This window comes from Psychrobacter sp. CCUG 69069 (assembly GCF_021023115.1).
Lineage (GTDB): Bacteria > Pseudomonadota > Gammaproteobacteria > Pseudomonadales > Moraxellaceae > Psychrobacter > Psychrobacter namhaensis.
The window spans coordinates 15,132-30,887 of sequence record NZ_QQAI01000013.1 but is presented as its reverse complement, the minus strand read 5'-3'; the positions used below and the strand labels follow the sequence as shown (position 1 = coordinate 30,887).

The 15,756-nt window shown below is 43.1% G+C and carries 11 protein-coding genes, 2 tRNA genes and 1 pseudogene; 6 read left to right on the top strand and 8 right to left on the bottom strand.

Annotated elements, in window-relative coordinates; all coding sequences use genetic code 11:
- The first annotated feature begins 3 nt into the window (after window positions 1–3).
- The 3 genes and pseudogenes from DVY93_RS09295 to DVY93_RS09290 all read left to right on the top strand — a co-directional run bounded on the left by DVY93_RS09295 (window position 4) and on the right by DVY93_RS09290 (window position 3,895).
- Window positions 4–2,628, top strand: a complete 2,625-nt coding sequence (locus tag DVY93_RS09295; RefSeq protein WP_230710487.1) for a DEAD/DEAH box helicase family protein — start codon at window positions 4–6, stop codon at window positions 2,626–2,628.
- A gap of 127 nt (window positions 2,629–2,755) precedes the next feature.
- A pseudogene (locus DVY93_RS12470) lies at window positions 2,756–2,833 on the top strand (RNA-guided endonuclease TnpB family protein); the annotation flags it as partial.
- A gap of 30 nt (window positions 2,834–2,863) precedes the next feature.
- Window positions 2,864–3,895 carry an NERD domain-containing protein gene (locus DVY93_RS09290; protein ID WP_201620130.1) on the top strand — a complete coding sequence of 344 codons (1,032 nt, stop codon included), beginning with the start codon at window positions 2,864–2,866 and terminating at the stop codon, window positions 3,893–3,895.
- Window positions 3,896–3,919: 24 nt separating this feature from the next.
- Here the strand turns inward: DVY93_RS09290 and DVY93_RS09285 are convergent, their stop codons facing one another.
- The 5 genes from DVY93_RS09285 to exaC all read right to left on the bottom strand — a co-directional run bounded on the left by DVY93_RS09285 (window position 3,920) and on the right by exaC (window position 10,000).
- Window positions 3,920–4,681: an IS5 family transposase gene (locus DVY93_RS09285; RefSeq protein WP_230710485.1), complete on the bottom strand. Its 762-nt coding sequence runs from the start codon at window positions 4,679–4,681 to the stop codon at window positions 3,920–3,922.
- Window positions 4,682–5,007: 326 nt separating this feature from the next.
- A complete protein-coding gene (locus DVY93_RS09280; protein ID WP_230710483.1) occupies window positions 5,008–6,654 on the bottom strand; it encodes a GMC family oxidoreductase in 1,647 nt (548 codons plus the stop codon).
- 109 nt (window positions 6,655–6,763) lie between these two features.
- A complete protein-coding gene (locus DVY93_RS09275) occupies window positions 6,764–7,096 on the bottom strand; it encodes a DUF779 domain-containing protein (protein ID WP_191689779.1) in 333 nt (110 codons plus the stop codon).
- A gap of 210 nt (window positions 7,097–7,306) precedes the next feature.
- A complete protein-coding gene (adhP, locus tag DVY93_RS09270; RefSeq protein ID WP_230710481.1) occupies window positions 7,307–8,335 on the bottom strand; it encodes an alcohol dehydrogenase AdhP in 1,029 nt (342 codons plus the stop codon).
- 138 nt (window positions 8,336–8,473) lie between these two features.
- The gene (gene exaC, locus DVY93_RS09265) at window positions 8,474–10,000 is read right to left on the bottom strand and encodes an acetaldehyde dehydrogenase ExaC (protein WP_230710479.1); all 1,527 of its coding nucleotides are present in this window, start codon (window positions 9,998–10,000) and stop codon (window positions 8,474–8,476) included.
- Between the two features lie 507 nt (window positions 10,001–10,507).
- On the opposite strand from exaC, the gene DVY93_RS09260 reads away from it, so the two are divergent.
- From DVY93_RS09260 to DVY93_RS09250, 3 genes are all read left to right on the top strand, one after another.
- Window positions 10,508–12,445, top strand: coding sequence for an AAA family ATPase (locus DVY93_RS09260; protein ID WP_230710477.1), 1,938 nt, complete (start codon window positions 10,508–10,510; stop codon window positions 12,443–12,445).
- Between the two features lie 159 nt (window positions 12,446–12,604).
- Entirely contained in the window at window positions 12,605–13,753 is a 1,149-nt protein-coding gene (locus tag DVY93_RS09255; RefSeq protein ID WP_230710475.1) for a type I glyceraldehyde-3-phosphate dehydrogenase, read from the top strand.
- Window positions 13,754–13,848: 95 nt separating this feature from the next.
- A tRNA-Ser gene (locus DVY93_RS09250) sits at window positions 13,849–13,939 on the top strand.
- An 85-nt stretch (window positions 13,940–14,024) separates the two neighbouring features.
- Here DVY93_RS09250 and DVY93_RS09245 read toward each other — a convergent pair.
- From DVY93_RS09245 to DVY93_RS09235, 3 genes are all read right to left on the bottom strand, one after another.
- Entirely contained in the window at window positions 14,025–14,750 is a 726-nt protein-coding gene (locus DVY93_RS09245) for a hypothetical protein (RefSeq protein WP_230710474.1), read from the bottom strand.
- 344 nt (window positions 14,751–15,094) lie between these two features.
- Window positions 15,095–15,424, bottom strand: a complete 330-nt coding sequence (locus DVY93_RS09240) for a CopG family transcriptional regulator (protein WP_193004900.1) — start codon at window positions 15,422–15,424, stop codon at window positions 15,095–15,097.
- Between the two features lie 206 nt (window positions 15,425–15,630).
- Window positions 15,631–15,706 (bottom strand) — tRNA-Asn (locus DVY93_RS09235).
- Window positions 15,707–15,756 lie beyond the last annotated feature (50 nt).

Below are 15,756 nucleotides of genomic sequence, written 5' to 3'. Positions count from 1 at the left end.
AATATGATGATGCTTCACGAGATATTTAGTAATCACAAAAAAATGATGGGTGATCAGGCTTTCTCTAGCCTAATGCCAAGTTATATAACTGACAATATCAATCCTAGTTTTGAGCTTAGACCTTATCAAAAAGAGGCATTTGGGCGCTTTGAGTTTTATCTCGATAGTTATCCAAACAAGCCGAAAAACCAGCCCATAAACGTGCTATTCCATATGGCCACTGGTTCAGGTAAAACTCTGATCATGGCAGGAGAAATCTTAACCCTCTATAAGCGAGGCTACCGGAACTTCCTATTCTTCGTAAATAGTACCAATATCATCAAAAAGACAAAGGAGAACTTTCTAAACAAAGCGTCTTCTAAGTACCTTTTTAGCGACACCATTAACATAGATGGTGAGCAAGTTAGGATTAGGGAGGTTGATAATTTTGCCTCAAACAATTCTGACGATATCAATATAGTGTTTACCACTATCCAAGGGCTTCACACTGTGATGCTGAACCCTAAAGAAAATGCTCTCTCGATGGAAGATTTTGAAGATCACAAGGTGGTTTTAATTGCAGATGAAGCACATCACATCAATGCTGAAACCAAAAGCAAGAAAAGCAATGAAGAGCTTTTTTCTGTAGTAAGCTGGGAAAATACAGTTCGGGACATTTTTAATGCCCATTCAGAGAATGTGATGCTGGAGTTCACCGCTACTGCTGATCTTACCGAACCAGCTATTCAAGAAAAATATCAAGATATCGTACTTTTTGATTACCCTCTAAAGCAGTTTAGACAAGATCTATACTCTAAAGAAGTGAAAGTTCTACAAGCTGATAGCGAGCCTATGGATAGAGCAATACAAGCTATAATTCTAAGTCAGTATAGACGAAAGATTTTTGAAAAAAATAAGATTTTGATCAAACCAGTAGTCCTTTTTAAGTCCAAAACAATCGCTGAAAGCAAAGCTTTTCATAAGGCTTTCGTTGAGGCAATGAGTAGTATCAGCAAAGACGATTTGGAAAAAGTCGAGAACTTAGCAGTTGGCAACAATATCATTCGCAAGGCATTTGAGTTTTTTGATACTAACGATATTCGTCTGGAAGACTTAGCACTAGAGCTTAAAGAAGACTTCTCTATTGAAAAAACCATCGAGGTTAACAGTAAGGAAAACCTAGAAAGCCAGCAAATATTATTAAACTCTTTAGAGGATGCGGATAATGAGATTCGTGCAGTTTTTGCAGTCGATAAGCTGAATGAAGGCTGGGACGTCCTTAATCTATTTGATATCGTACGTCTATATGATACGCGCGACTCAAGAAGTAATAAGGTAGGTAAGACAACCCTTCAAGAAGCACAGCTTATTGGTCGTGGGGCTCGCTACTGTCCTTTTCAGGTGGAGGATGAACAGCCTCTATATCAAAGAAAGTACGATATATTGGATGACACGATAGACGCTCATGAGCTAAAAATTTGTGAAGAACTCTATTATCACTCAGCACACAATCCTAAATATATCCAAGAGCTTAATCAAGCATTGCAAGAGCTGGGCATCAAAGCAAAAACCACTTTAGAGTTACCTTTAAAATTAAAGGATAGCTTTAAACAAACGCGTCTTTTTAAAACTGGTTTCATATACGTCAATAAACGCTTGGCTTATGATCGATCAGAAGTTATAGGGCTTGATGACTCAATCATCAACACAAAACACTCATATACCTTGAGAACAGGGCGTTCAAGTGAGTTAACCGTATTTGAGGAATCAAAGACTAAAAACTTGAGCACTGATAACAGAACGTTCCATATCTTAAATTTTGGGATTCATCTCGTAAGGAAAGCACTAGCTTCAATTCCTGCGTACAAGTTCAATGAGTTAAAAAAGCTGTTTCCCAACCTGAAATCTATCAATGAATTTATAGAGTCTCCAAAATATTTAGGTGATATCAAGGTTATTATCAGCGGCAATAAGGCTGATTTGGAGAACCTATGCCAAGTAGAAAAACTGAATGCTACTAAAAAGGTTTTAGCTGATATTGCTGAAAAACTCAACGAAAACCGTATAGATTATAAGGGCTCAGAAGAATTTATACCGAAAACCATAAATCATCTTTATGAGAAAGACAAAATTCTCAATATTGTGAATGAGGGGCAGACGAATCAAGAATTTGGAGTTGGTCAAAAAGACACTAGAAACCCTGATTTATACCTAGATCTGTCTACTCATAACTGGTTCGCGTTCAATGAAAACTATGGCACATCTGAAGAAAAATATTTAGTTCGCTTCGTAGACAGTATGATGACTGAGCTACAGCAAAAATATGATGATGTGTTCTTACTGAGGAATGAAAAGCACTTTAAGCTTTATTCTTTTGAAGATGGAAGGGCTTTTGAACCGGATTTTGTATTACTTCTTACGAAAAAAGATGCGGATTATGAGCTGCACTATCAGGTGTTTATTGAACCTAAGGGCGGACACCTCATCGCTAATGATATTTGGAAGCAAAATTTCTTGTTGGAACTTCAATCTAGGCACAAAATAGATAAGCTGTGGGAAAATAAGGGCTTCACGGTTTGGGGTTTGCCTTTCTACAATCATGACACTCATGTAAAAGAATTTTCTCCTGCCTTCCAAAAGTTGTTGTAGTTTATAACTAAAATATAATCTACAAATTACAAGCTATATAACTTCATCTTTGTAGACATGTCTACAAAGATGAAAGCTTTTAATTTAATGATTTAAATGTTATTAAAAGAATTGATGTTTAGATAGTGATAGTGATATTAATGCGGCAAAAAACATTCTCGCGCTCGGGCTTGAGCGTCTAGTAGTAGGAATCCCCTCACTTTAGGGAGGGGAGGAAGTCAAATAGTAGAAAACCATGTCTTTGATGTCCAGCTTTAAAGGTATCGTCGGCGAGATCGTCATCAATGTAGCTATGTGGCTAAAACTTGATAAAGATATTTATCATCGCCTAAACAATATCACTCTGCCATTAGCAGATGGTGGTAGTACCCAAATTGACCATGTTATCGTCTCTAGGTATGGCATCTTTGTCATCGAAACCAAAAACTATAAAGGCTGGATTTTTGGTAATGAGAAGCAAAGACAGTGGACGCAAGTCATTATGGGTCGCAAGTATAAATTTCAAAATCCATTGCGGCAAAATTATTTGCATATAAAAACGCTGTCTGATTTATTAGAACTGGAGATGAGTTATTTCCATTCGATGATTGCCTTTATCGGCGAGTGTGAGCTTAAAACTCGCGATGAACTACCTGAGCATGTATTGACGAGCGGCATGGCATCTTATATTAAGAAAAAACAAGATAAAATGCTTACCGATGAAGAAGTCAAAGCCATTGTTGAGCAAATTGAAAACAATCGATTTAGCAAGTCTTGGCGTACTAACAGAGCGCATAAAGCCTATTTAAAAGAGAAGCATAATCCGTCAAACAAGCAAGCTAGTGATAAACCAAATGCTAAGTCAGTTACTATATCAGCGAATCAGCCTGCGTCTGAATTAATAGTAAAACAACCTCCTAAAAAGACCATTCTTCAAAGCAGAGAAGTACTGCGATGGTCTGGGCAAACGGAAGTTGAAGCGAGCGACGCTCCGTTTGTCCCTTCTAGCAATGTTCTGCCTATCTCTCAACTGATTAATGATGATTCTGTCTTTATTACCCCATTTGAGGTTTTGGAATCAGAGCCGAAGATAGAGAAAGCTGCTACTAAGGAGCCTTCTATTATCGAGCAATTTGAAGCGTCAATCATTTCTGATAATACTCCCGCTTGCCCGAAGTCTAATAGTGAGATGGTCAAGCGCGTTGCTAAAAAAGGTCAGCAGCAAGGTCAGCCCTTTTTTGGTTGCAGTCAATTTCCTAAGTGTCGCGGTGTGGTGAATATTAATTAGGTGATATTAGGGCGTGTATAGAATTCAAATGAGTGGCAACCAGATAAAGACACAAGCAAGCATTATCGCTGCTGCATAGCTATCTTTGAGCTTATGATATCGCGTGGCCATGCCCCTAAAATGTTTCAACCTAGCAAAAGCGTTTTCTACCAAGTGACGGCAACGATACAAATACCAGTCTAGTGTGTCATTGTTGCTGTTTTTAGAGTTCGACTTAACGGGTATGACTGACTCAGCACAGTGCTTGAAGATACACTCTCTAATATCACTACTATCGTAGCCCCTGTCTGCAATCACCGCTTTAGTCTGGTTATTAATCGTGCTATCTATCAACGTCTTTGCCATCTTAGCGTCATGCACTTGCCCACCTGTCAGCTCAATATGTATAGGGTTACCACAAGCATCGACCACTAAGTGCAGTTTGCTGCTATTACCTGCAACACTTTTACCAATGGCCTCATCAAGATGACTGGCTGCACCTGAACTATGCTGATGAGCTTTGACCACGCTACCGTCTATAAATAACCATTCACTATCATAGTTTGCTGTGATTATTTTCATGAGCTTTTGCCATTTACCGGTTTTACGCCAATAACGGTATTGATGATATATGCGAGACCAATGACCGAAATAAGAAGGTAAGTCTCGCCATGGACAGCCTACTCTTATGCGGTACAGCATGCCTTCAACGGTACGTCTTAGATTGGGCTTGTTATATACGTTAATTTGTCGCAATATAATAAATAGCTTGTGCCAAAGTTCATCGTTGAGCTTGGTGCGAGTCATAAGTGATGCCTTATTTCTTTGTTGTGGTAAACAGTAGAGTAAGGCGTTGCTTATTTTTTTCAATGCTTCCTCAATTCTATACAGCACCTATGCAAAACGAAAATAAGTCAGGTGTTTTTAACTCAAATTGTGGGCTGCGATAAATATCGATATAAATAAGCGGTTTAAATATACTACCTTACGCAGTTGTAACGCAAGGTATCAATATATTTAATTTGATAGAAAATGTCCCGTTTTAATATCTGTATTTTTGAATGTAAGTGCTATTTTCAATAGAAAAGTTATGAGATAAAAGCGCTTGCCGTAAAATATTTTACTTATTTTTTCTATGATGCGATTTGCTCAGCGTGATGATGTTTTGCTTTAATGAAGTCAGCCATTTTTTCGGCGATCATTATAGTAGGTGCATTGGTATTGCCGCTGATTAAGGTTGGCATGACTGAGGCATCGATGACACGCAGTCCGCTTACACCGCGCACTTTTAACTCCAGATCTACGACCGAGCGATCATCTGAGCCCATGCGACAAGTACCAACAGGGTGATAGATGGTATCTGATCTATTACGAATATAACCAAGCATGCCATCTTTTTCAATATACGGAGCAGGGTAGTCTTCGGTGATGTATTTTGCGATTGGGGCTTCTTGCATGATCGCTCGGGTACGCTCTGCACCAGCCACCATGTATTCTACGTCTTTAGGATGGGAGAGGAAGTTGGGATCAATCAATACGCACTCTGAGGGGTCAGCTGACGCAAGCCTAACCGTACCGCGGCTTTCAGGGCGCAAGTAGCAGGCGTGACAAGAAACAGCAAAACCGCGTCTAAGGTCACGACCGTGTTCAATCACGCGAGATATGACAAAATGCAGCTGGGTATTTGGCCACTCTTTTGGGGCGTCACCAACGCTAAAGAACGCACCAGCTTCGGCGTAGTTGGTAGATAGTAGCCCTGTGCCATCTTTTCTCCATTGGCGAATGCTTTTAGACAAGGTTGAGAGCGTTGCCATACCAATACCGATCACATCGGTAGTATTGACCTCGTAATCAAATACCACGTCTAAATGGTCTTGTAGATTACCGCCAACCTCGGGCGCATCGACCAATACATCGATACCGTGCGCCTGCAAGTGCTCGGCAGGACCAATACCAGATAGCATCAAAACTTTCGGCGAACCAAAAGTGCCACCTGACAAAATAATTTCCTGACGTGCCATCACTGTATGCTCGACGCCGTCTTTTTCATAGGCGACGCCAACGGCTTGTTTGTCTTCAAAGATGACACGGTTGGCTTGGGCGTGGGTGATAACGGTTAAATTTGGCCGACTTTTTTGTACGGGGTGTAAATAGGCGGCGGCCGCAGAGCAGCGTTGACCTTGTTTTTCACCATGAAAATGGGTGACTTGATATAGTCCTGCGCCGTCTTGTTTTTTACCATTAAAGTCTTGATTGTGCTCCAAGCCATTAGCGACAGCCGCTTCTACAAATGCTTTTGAGATTTCACGCGGGCTTAATAAATTACTGACGTGCAAAGGGCCGCTATCGCCATGCAGTTCATCCGCGCCGTGGACATTGTTTTCAGCTTTAATAAAGTAAGGTAGCACATCGTCAAAGCCCCAACCCTCACAGCCTTGCTCAACCCAGCGCTCATAATCAAGCGCGCTGCCGCGAGTATAGATCATTGCATTAATGGCGGATGAGCCGCCCAAGCATTGACCGCGCGGTTGAAAGCCGCGTCGATTATTAAGATGGGTTTGCGGAGTAGTATGAAAGCACCAATTGTTTGATTTTAGCGGTTTGCCTGGTACTAAAAGGATTAAACCTGCCGGTACGCGAATCGCAAGGTCTTTGCCTTCACCGCCGTACTCTAATAAACACACACTGATATCGGGATTTTCTGTCAGACGGCTGGCAAGGACGCAGCCTGCAGAACCGCCGCCCACGATGACGTAGTCAAATTTTGCGTCAAATTCCATTTTTATATTCCTTATAGCTTCCATGCCAATCAAACTGGAGAGCTAGCTTTCCAGTATATAGGTCATTGATTAGTATAGACCTAACAGAATACTGACGCTAGGCATTCATTCAATCTTCAATGGCGCATATTTCAGAGCGCACAATAAAGCGTTTGCCTTCAGGTATTTCCAGTGAAAAACTCGCACCACGACCATCGACTACATCGATAGTTAAATCAGTATGTTGCCAGAGTTTATACTGGGCTTTACCCATATAAAATGGACAACCAGCAAGCTCACCGACGAGTACGTCTTGACCACCAACTTTGAACTCACCCAGCGGATAACACATCGGTGAGCTACCATCGCAGCAGCCGCCTGATTGATGGAACATCAGCTCGCCATGTTTAGATTTGAGTAATTCGATTAATGCTTTGCAGGATTCTGTCGCTTCAAGTTTCATGTCATGCTCCTTATCTTCAAAATTATCACGGAATTACTGTCATGCTGATTACGAATATAAGCTGAGGGCGAATATAAAAGGCCGCATCATCATCACTCACATCATTAATAGCATGTGGCTGAAAACGATACGACCTGTTATTTGTGACCAAACGTCGTAATTATCGAGATAATTTCTAAAAAATAAAAATGTCTCAAATAATTGACATGTCTACATAGAGTAATCAATGACGATGCGACCCTCAATCTTACCATCACGCATACGATCAAGAATGTCATTGATGTTTTCAAGTGGCTCAGCGGCAACGGTCGCTTTTACTTTACCTTCCGCTGCCATATCTAGTGACTCTTGTAGGTCTAGACGTGTACCAACGATTGAGCCACGAATGGTAATACCATTTAGTACCGTATCAAAGATAGAAACAGGGAAGTCGCCTGTTGGTAGACCATTACAGACCAAAGTACCACCGCGGCGCAGCATGGTCAGCGCTTGATCAAAGGCCTTAGAGGAGACGGCTGTCACTAGCACACCATGAGCACCGCCGATCTCTTCTTGCAGATACTCACCAGGATCGGTGTTTTTGGCATTGACGGTGACTTTTGCCCCCAGTTTTTTGGCAAAATCGAGCTTTTCATCGTCAATATCGACGGCAGCAACGTTCAGTCCCATGGCAATGGCGTACTGTACCGCCATGTGACCAAGTCCACCGATACCTGAAATGACGACCCAATCACCTGGTTTGGTGTCTGTCATTTTCAGACCTTTATATACCGTCACACCCGCACATAGAACTGGTGCAATCTCAACAGAGTCAACGCTCTCAGGAATAATGCCAACATAGTCAGCATCTGCCAATACGTATTCTGCAAAGCTACCATTCACTGAATAACCAGAGTTCTCTTGACTTAGGCACAGGGTTTCCCAGCCACCTAGACAGTGCGTACAGTGACCACAGGCAGAGTAGAGCCAAGGCACACCGACACGGTCGCCTTCTTTAACATGCTTAACACCTTCACCCACAGCAGTGATCAGGCCGACACCTTCATGACCAGGGATAAACGGGGGGCTTGGTTTGACTGGCCAATCGCCTTCGACAGCGTGCAGGTCGGTATGACAGACACCTGATGCCTGCATTTTTACTACAATTTGACCAGGACCTGGGGTAGGGATATCAACTTCTTCAATCTGCAGAGGTTGGTTGAACTCATGCAGAACCGCAGCTTTCATTTTATTAGCCATGTTACTTTCTCCTTATTACTAGCAGTCACTAATGCTCGACTTAGTCTTTTAAACTGCCAATTATTTTACATGTAGATGCTTAGTAAGCATCGAGTTTGCACCTTACGCTTCCTTGTAAGGTGCTTTAGCAAATAGTGTTTAAAAGAACCCCATCGCTTTTGGACTATACGATACCAGCATGTTTTTGGTTTGCTGATAATGATCAAGCATCATTAGATGGTTTTCGCGGCCGATACCCGATTGCTTGTAGCCACCAAATGCAGAATGCGAAGGATAGATGTGGTAGCAGTTGGTCCACACGCGGCCTGCTTGGATACCACGTCCGAAGCGATATGCCTTGTGTACACTACGGGTCCATACACCAGCGCCTAAACCATACAAGGTGTCATTGGCAATCTGCATGGCTTCGTCATCGTCTTTAAAAGTAGTCACGGCAAGGACAGGTCCAAAGATCTCTTCTTGGAACACGCGCATGTCGTTGGTGCCCTCAAAGATCGTTGGCTTGACGTAGTAACCGTCTGTCAAGTCGCCATCGTGCTTGGCTTGTTCGCCGCCGACGAGCACTTTTGCGCCTTCTTTTTTACCGATATCAAGATAAGATAGAATTTTCTCTAATTGATCTGAGCTGGCTTGCGCGCCAATCATGGTGTCGGTATCTAATGGGTTACCCATCTTGATGGCTTCAACGCGGGCGATACAGCGTTTGATGAACTCATCATAGATGCTCTCATGAACGAGTGCCCGCGATGGACAGGTGCAGATTTCACCTTGGTTCAGTGCAAACATCACTAGACCTTCGACCGCTTTGTCCAAGAAGTCATCGTCCTCATCCATAACATCGGCAAAGAAGATGTTAGGGCTTTTGCCACCAAGCTCTAACGTCACTGGAATGATGTTTTCGCTCGCGTACTGCATAATGAGGCGGCCAGTGGTAGTCTCACCAGTGAAGGCAACTTTATTGATACGAGGGTTTGAGGCAAGTGGTTTACCCGCTTCGACCCCAAAGCCATTGACGACGTTTAGCACGCCCTTTGGCAAAATGTCAGCGATACCGATGGTCTCTAACATGAACAGAATAGAAACTGGCGTTTGTTCGGCTGGCTTTAGAACGACACAGTTACCAGCAGCAAGGGCAGGTGCTAGCTTCCAAACGGCCATTAGGATAGGAAAGTTCCAAGGAATGATTTGACCGACGACACCAAGTGGCTCATGAAAATGATAAGCCACAGTGTCTTCGTCAATCTGACTGATACCGCCTTCTTGTGCGCGAATGGCGCTGGCAAAATAACGGAAGTGATCAATGGCTAGAGGGATGTCGGCTGCGAGTGTCTCACGAACAGGTTTGCCGTTTTCGTAACATTCGGCAATCGCAATCGCTTCTAGGTTGGCTTCCATGCTGTCAGCAATTTTGAGTAACAAGTTGGCACGTTCAGTAACACTGGTCTTACCCCAAGCATCTTTGGCAGCATGTGCGGCATCTAGTGCTTTTTCAATATCGGCAGGTTTTGAGCGGGCGACTTGGCAAATAGTTTTACCATCGATGGGGCTTGTGTTATCAAAATACTCTCCATCGATAGGAGCGGTCCACTCACCATTAATAAAGTTATCGTATTTTTCGCGGAACTGAACAGGGCTACCTTCCGTATTGGGATTTGCATACAGCATGAAACACTCCTTGTTGTGTTGTTTGTTTTATCGGATAATACAAGCGCAATTTTATCTATCCTAATATCTGTTATCGCAAAACAATATCAGTTGATGTTGTGATTGATTAACATCAATTGCTCTCTGTACACGTTCCATACTACTCGGCTTCTGCTGATAATCATACTAAAATTTTATAATGACTGATGAGTTAACACATAACAGGAAGTTTGCTTTAATGGCCATGATTTTATTGCTGTAAAGCCTAGAATGCATAGGCTTGGTATTTATGATCAAAGCAGATACTTTACGGAAAAAATTAAAAGATAAGCTATTGATTTTTTGCATTTATAAAAAATAAAGCATTTTTTATCTATATTCTATTGACAATTGTTTATTTTATTGTCGATACCTCAAGGTTGCACAGCCCGCAAATTTTAGGTGATTTTAGGCAAATGTTGCGTTTTTTTCCATTATCATGATGGTTTTATTATTCTCTTTTTTCACATTACTGGCTGGTTTGAATCTATGCGTCAATCTTCTGCTCTCGATATCTTAAAAACAGGTCAAAATGTCTTTTTAACGGGCTCAGCAGGTTCAGGGAAGACCTATACGCTCAATCAATACATTGATTATTTGCGGGCGCGACGAGTGCCTGTTGCGGTGACTGCTAGTACGGGTATTGCTGCGACTCATATGAGCGGCACGACCATTCATAGTTGGTCGGGAATAGGCATTAAGGATGAGCTCTCAGATCGAGATTTGAGCAATTTATCGCGTAAACAGTTTTTGGCCGACCGACTAAAAGAGACCGCTGTACTCATCATCGATGAAATATCGATGCTCCATGCCAAACAGCTCAACTTGGTGAGCCAAGTACTCAAGCATGTACGCAAAAACGACACGGCGTTTGGCGGGATTCAAGTAGTGGTAGCCGGTGATTTTTTTCAGTTACCACCGATTGGCAGCAAGGGCGAGACCAACCGTGAGAAGTTTGCCTTTATGTCAGAAGCTTGGCTCGATGCTAAGTTTCATATTTGCTATTTGTCTGAGCAGCACCGACAGGTTAGCGAGGCGGCCAATGGCGGCCTTGATTTAGATGATATTCTGAATCAAATTCGTCGTCAGGAAGTGACTTTTGAGGCGATTGCTGCGCTTGAAGCAACCTGTGATCAAAATGTCGATATCAAGCGTACGCGACTTTATACGCATAACCTTAATGTCAATAAAATCAATGACAAAGAGCTGGCGGCGCTGTCTGGTGAAATGAGGCGCTTTGAGGCAACATCGACTGGCGATAGCAAGCTGGTTGAGACGTTGAAAAAAACCGTACGTACCCAAGATGAGCTGGTTTTGAAAGTTGGTGCTAAGGTGATGTTTATCAAAAACAATACCGAGCTGGGTGTCTCTAACGGCACGATGGGTGAGTTGATAGGATTTGCCGCCGTTAAGATTGAGGACAGTAAGGACAATAGTGAGGCGTTAATCGAAGATGATGACGGCACTCATCACAACAATGACGATGATAAAGACATCCCTAAAGATAAAAAAAGCGCTGCTAAAAAAGAAGCCGATAAGCCAAAAGCAAAGAAAGCGGCGACGCAAAAAATGCCTGTGGTTAGACTAAACTCCGGACGTGAAGTCATCGCTGAACCTGAAGAGTGGATCATCGAAGACGAGACAGGTGAGGTGTTGGCGAGTTATGAGCAAGTACCGCTTTGCCTAGCATGGGCAATTACCATTCATAAGTCACAAGGTATGACACTGGAGGCGGCTGAGATTGACTTGTCGCGTACGTTTGAGCTGGGTCAAGGTTATGTGGCGCTATCACGGCTGAAGTCGCTGGCAGGTTTGCAGCTGCTCGGTATGAATGACATGAGCTTGCAACTCGATCCACTGGCACGCGGTGCAGATAAGCGCTTTTTGGTGCTGTCTGCAGAAGCCGATGCCAACTATGCGATGCTCGATGAAGACAGCATGACACAGGCACATGAGAAATTTATCCTTAAATCGGGTGGGACGCTGAGTAAATCAGTGATTGACGCCTATGCCAATCTACAAAAAAAGCGCCGCGAGCAACAGCAGGCTCAGCTAAACAAAAAACAGAAACTGGGCAATCAAGTTTCTGACAAATCAGACAGCACGCTTTTAGCGACACGGCTGTTATTAGAAGAAAGTTTGAGCATTGCGGAGATATCACAAGCACGGCAACTGTCACAGTCGACCATCATGCGTCATATTGGTGAGCTAAAGTCGCAAGATCCAAGTTTGGCTTGTGATCATTTGCGTCCAGAGGATGAAGTAATGACAGCAGTGGGCAATGCCTATGTGGCGATTAAGGTCGCTAATAACCCAAATGATTTCAATGACGATGGTAGTGTTAAACTGCGTCCGATATTTGATCATCTCAAGCAGAGTATTGATTACAATACCATTCGCTTGGCCCTGATTTTTATTACGCCATAACGTTTATCCAAGCACAGCAACAAACGATGTTATTGAACCATGTTGTTAGAGCTAGGTTGTCAAAACTAGGTTGTTAAAACCATGGTATCAAGTAACTGTTAGAGCGTATTGAGCGGAAAAGCGCTTAATTTTTATACCCCTTTAGAGCGATCATTTGTTATGCCTGATTTTTCTAGCGCCACTTATCAATTGACCTCTGATCCAGTAGGGACGTCAGCTTTTCATGTGACGGGCGAGCACACACCGCCACTAAGAGTCGCTATTAACGGCTTTGGCCGTATCGGGCGCAACGTATTGCGTGCGCTCCTAGAGCGCTTTGAGGTGTTGGGCCGAGCCATTCACGTCGTGGCGATTAATGACTTGGCACCCGCTGATATCCTATTACACCTGTTAAAGTTTGATAGTACCCATGGACGTTTAAGTCGACTTGGCGTCAGTGCGGATATTGTGGCGATTGGCACCGATGATGGTAGTCGAAGCCAGCTTTGTCTGACAAAAAACAATTATACGTACTGTATCAATTTGTTCTCAGAACCCAACCCTGCGCAGTTACCGTGGCAGGCGCTGGCGGTCGATGTGGTGCTTGAGTGTACGGGGCACTTTCGCTCTTATAAGCAAGCGCATCTGCACATTGAGGCGGGCGCCCAGCAAGTGATTATCGGTGCCGCGCCTTTTGATGATGTCGATGCCTGTATCGTCATGGGCGTGAACACAGAGGCGTTAACGCGTGAGCTGCCGATCATTTCCAGCGTTTCTTGTACCACTCAGGCATTGGTCCCCTTGATCGATACATTAGATAAGGCATTTGGTGTAAAGTCGGCCATGATGACGGAGATTCATGCGGTCACGGCTGATCAAACGGTACTGGATCAAGCGCATCGTGACCCAAGACGCGCGCGTGCTTCTGGTTACAATATTATTCCAACCACCTCTAGTAGTATCGCTGCCACAGAGCGTGTGCTGCCAGCGATGATTGGCAAAATAAATGGTCATTCGATACGGGTACCCACTATTGATGTGGCTGCCATTGATGTGACCTTTGTCTTTGATACGTCCAATGTGAGTGTTGCAGAGATTGGGGCGGCCCTTAAGTCTGCCAGTCAAGCGCACCTGTTTGATATTATGGCGTATACCGATGAGCCGTTGGTTTCCAGTGATTTTATCCATCAGACAGAGTCCCTTATTATTGATGGGCAGCAGTTGATGCAAGTTGGGGATCAGTATAAGGTGTTTGCTTGGTATGATAACGAGTGGGGCTATGCCAATAGGCTGCTAGATATGTGCTTACACCTCGCTTCAAGTACGTGATAAAGCAGTGATAACAAGGTATTGGAAAATTAATTTAAATTTTTTGAATTATAGGCTTGCATTATAAAATGATATCTATATAATGATGCACCAATGGAGACGTGGCAGAGCGGTTGAATGCACCGGTCTTGAAAACCGACAAGGGTTCATAGCCCTTCGAGAGTTCGAATCTCTCCGTCTCCGCCAAATTCGAAAAACCCCCAATCAGCAATGATTGGGGGTTTTTTTATTGCGTATTCTATATCAACATCAACGCGCCAAACCACACCTGTTATCTCACTAGCGATTCGCCAAACTTAATTTTTTGACCATCTTCTAATACGAGTGTTCCCTCAGTAATCTCAATCGTCATGTCTTTGGTGTTTCTGATGGCACGCATGACGTTAATATCTTCAATACTACTTTCGATGATTATTTTGCCAGATTGTTCTGGCTTAATAGGCGGATCGAAGTCTGTTAGAGGGACACTAAAGCTTTTACCTTGCTTTAGATGGATGTCTTGCATGGTTAGTGTGCCTTTAAAGCTCTGAATGGCAATATCACCGTGATTTGAGAGCATAAACTGCAGCTTTACTTGGTTTAAGCTGTCGCTATCGCTACTTTTAACGGGTAGGAGGGCAACAGGATACTTTGCGGTTATGGCATGCTGGTTTGTGGCGATGGGGCTTTTTTGACCCGTTGGGTTATTTGGATGCAAGCGCTCATACTCACGCTGCTGTATGAGGGCTTGCTTGATGGTGGTGCGCGGCATCGCTCCTGATTCATAAGCTTCGCTCAGCTTCATTCTTAGCATATAGCGACTGAGCAGCTGCTGGTCGGATTCAGGCAGTTGCTCTAACGTTGGGCCCAGCTCTTTTTGCCATTGATCCGAGTCGGTCGGTATGGTCTTTTTGCTTGGATCAATTTGTGGCGGCGAGCAGGCAGGAGCGAGCGCTAGCATCGCTAAAGCGCCCGTTAATAACAGTACTTTGCTGAAACGTTGATGTAATTCCATCATCGTGCACCTCCTAGTAAACCCTGAATAATACTAATGACTACTTATTTAATATACCGCGTTTATCGATGTATTGTGTTTAATTATGGCTAAATACTGTAGTCAACTTAATCGAGAGACACAGAGATGTGTGTCTTTGTCTTTAACGAAGAAAAACGTGAAGAGACATATAAAGCAGCGGGTTTATAAAAAATCGTGCATGAGGGTGCGTTTACTGTTTTATACACCCACAAAAAAAGACTAAGTGCGCATCGGCATACTTAGTCTTTTTTTGTGAGAAGCCCTACGTATTTTGGCTCTAACCCCATCAAATCATATTTTTTAATGTGAGCCTTTTAATAGCCTTTTTACTCGTTGTCTTGCAGCTCTGACAAAGGGTGAGAAATATTATTATTGTGAGTCACGACAATCGCTTCATCGATAATGTGTTGACTGACACCGCGTTTACGCAACGTTTCGATAAAAACCTCATCGTGCGCTAGCGTATAATCCTGATGGTCACGATCAAGACCTTGACGAATGTATAGGCGAATAAGCCCTTGGATACGTTTAAAACCCAACTCTGACGACGTCGTTTCTAATAGCGCAATCATCTCTTCAGACAAACGTACACTGATCGGGCGCATGATTTTTTGCGGATGATCAGAAAATTTATTTTTTACACGTACAGGTATCATAATAAACCATTACTTTTAGTGAGTAGGAGTAAAGCAATCAGACGAAAACTAACCCAATCAAGACTAACCTTACCATACAACAAAAATGCCTAAAAGAACACCACGGCCGCGCTAATATTCTCGTCGTTAGACATGACAGTCATTAAAGATAAAAGCTGCGACCATAAAAAAACCTTCATCAAATAGTGATGAAGGTTTTTAGTATATGGCTCTCCAACCTGGGCTCGAACCAGGGACACACGGATTAACAGTCCGTTGCTCTACCAACTGAGCTATTGGAGAATAAGTTGTCATAACAGCCAGTTATTTGAGCTTTATATAAGAGCAACCAC

Bases quoted from the DNA above. Each gene is read 5' to 3' on its own strand.
- DVY93_RS09275 (WP_191689779.1), bottom strand. From the start codon at position 7,096: ATGAAACTTGAAGCGACAGAATCCTGCAAAGCATTAATCGAATTACTC.
- DVY93_RS09285 (WP_230710485.1), bottom strand. From the start codon at position 4,681: ATGACTCGCACCAAGCTCAACGATGAACTTTGGCACAAGCTATTTATT.
- DVY93_RS09290 (WP_201620130.1), top strand. From the start codon at position 2,864: ATGTCTTTGATGTCCAGCTTTAAAGGTATCGTCGGCGAGATCGTCATC.
- DVY93_RS09295 (WP_230710487.1), top strand. From the start codon at position 4: ATGATGATGCTTCACGAGATATTTAGTAATCACAAAAAAATGATGGGT.
- DVY93_RS09245 (WP_230710474.1), bottom strand. From the start codon at position 14,750: ATGATGGAATTACATCAACGTTTCAGCAAAGTACTGTTATTAACGGGC.
- exaC (WP_230710479.1), bottom strand. From the start codon at position 10,000: ATGCTGTATGCAAATCCCAATACGGAAGGTAGCCCTGTTCAGTTCCGC.
- DVY93_RS09280 (WP_230710483.1), bottom strand. From the start codon at position 6,654: ATGGAATTTGACGCAAAATTTGACTACGTCATCGTGGGCGGCGGTTCT.
- adhP (WP_230710481.1), bottom strand. From the start codon at position 8,335: ATGGCTAATAAAATGAAAGCTGCGGTTCTGCATGAGTTCAACCAACCT.
- DVY93_RS09255 (WP_230710475.1), top strand. From the start codon at position 12,605: ATGCCTGATTTTTCTAGCGCCACTTATCAATTGACCTCTGATCCAGTA.
- DVY93_RS09260 (WP_230710477.1), top strand. From the start codon at position 10,508: ATGCGTCAATCTTCTGCTCTCGATATCTTAAAAACAGGTCAAAATGTC.
- DVY93_RS09240 (WP_193004900.1), bottom strand. From the start codon at position 15,424: ATGATACCTGTACGTGTAAAAAATAAATTTTCTGATCATCCGCAAAAA.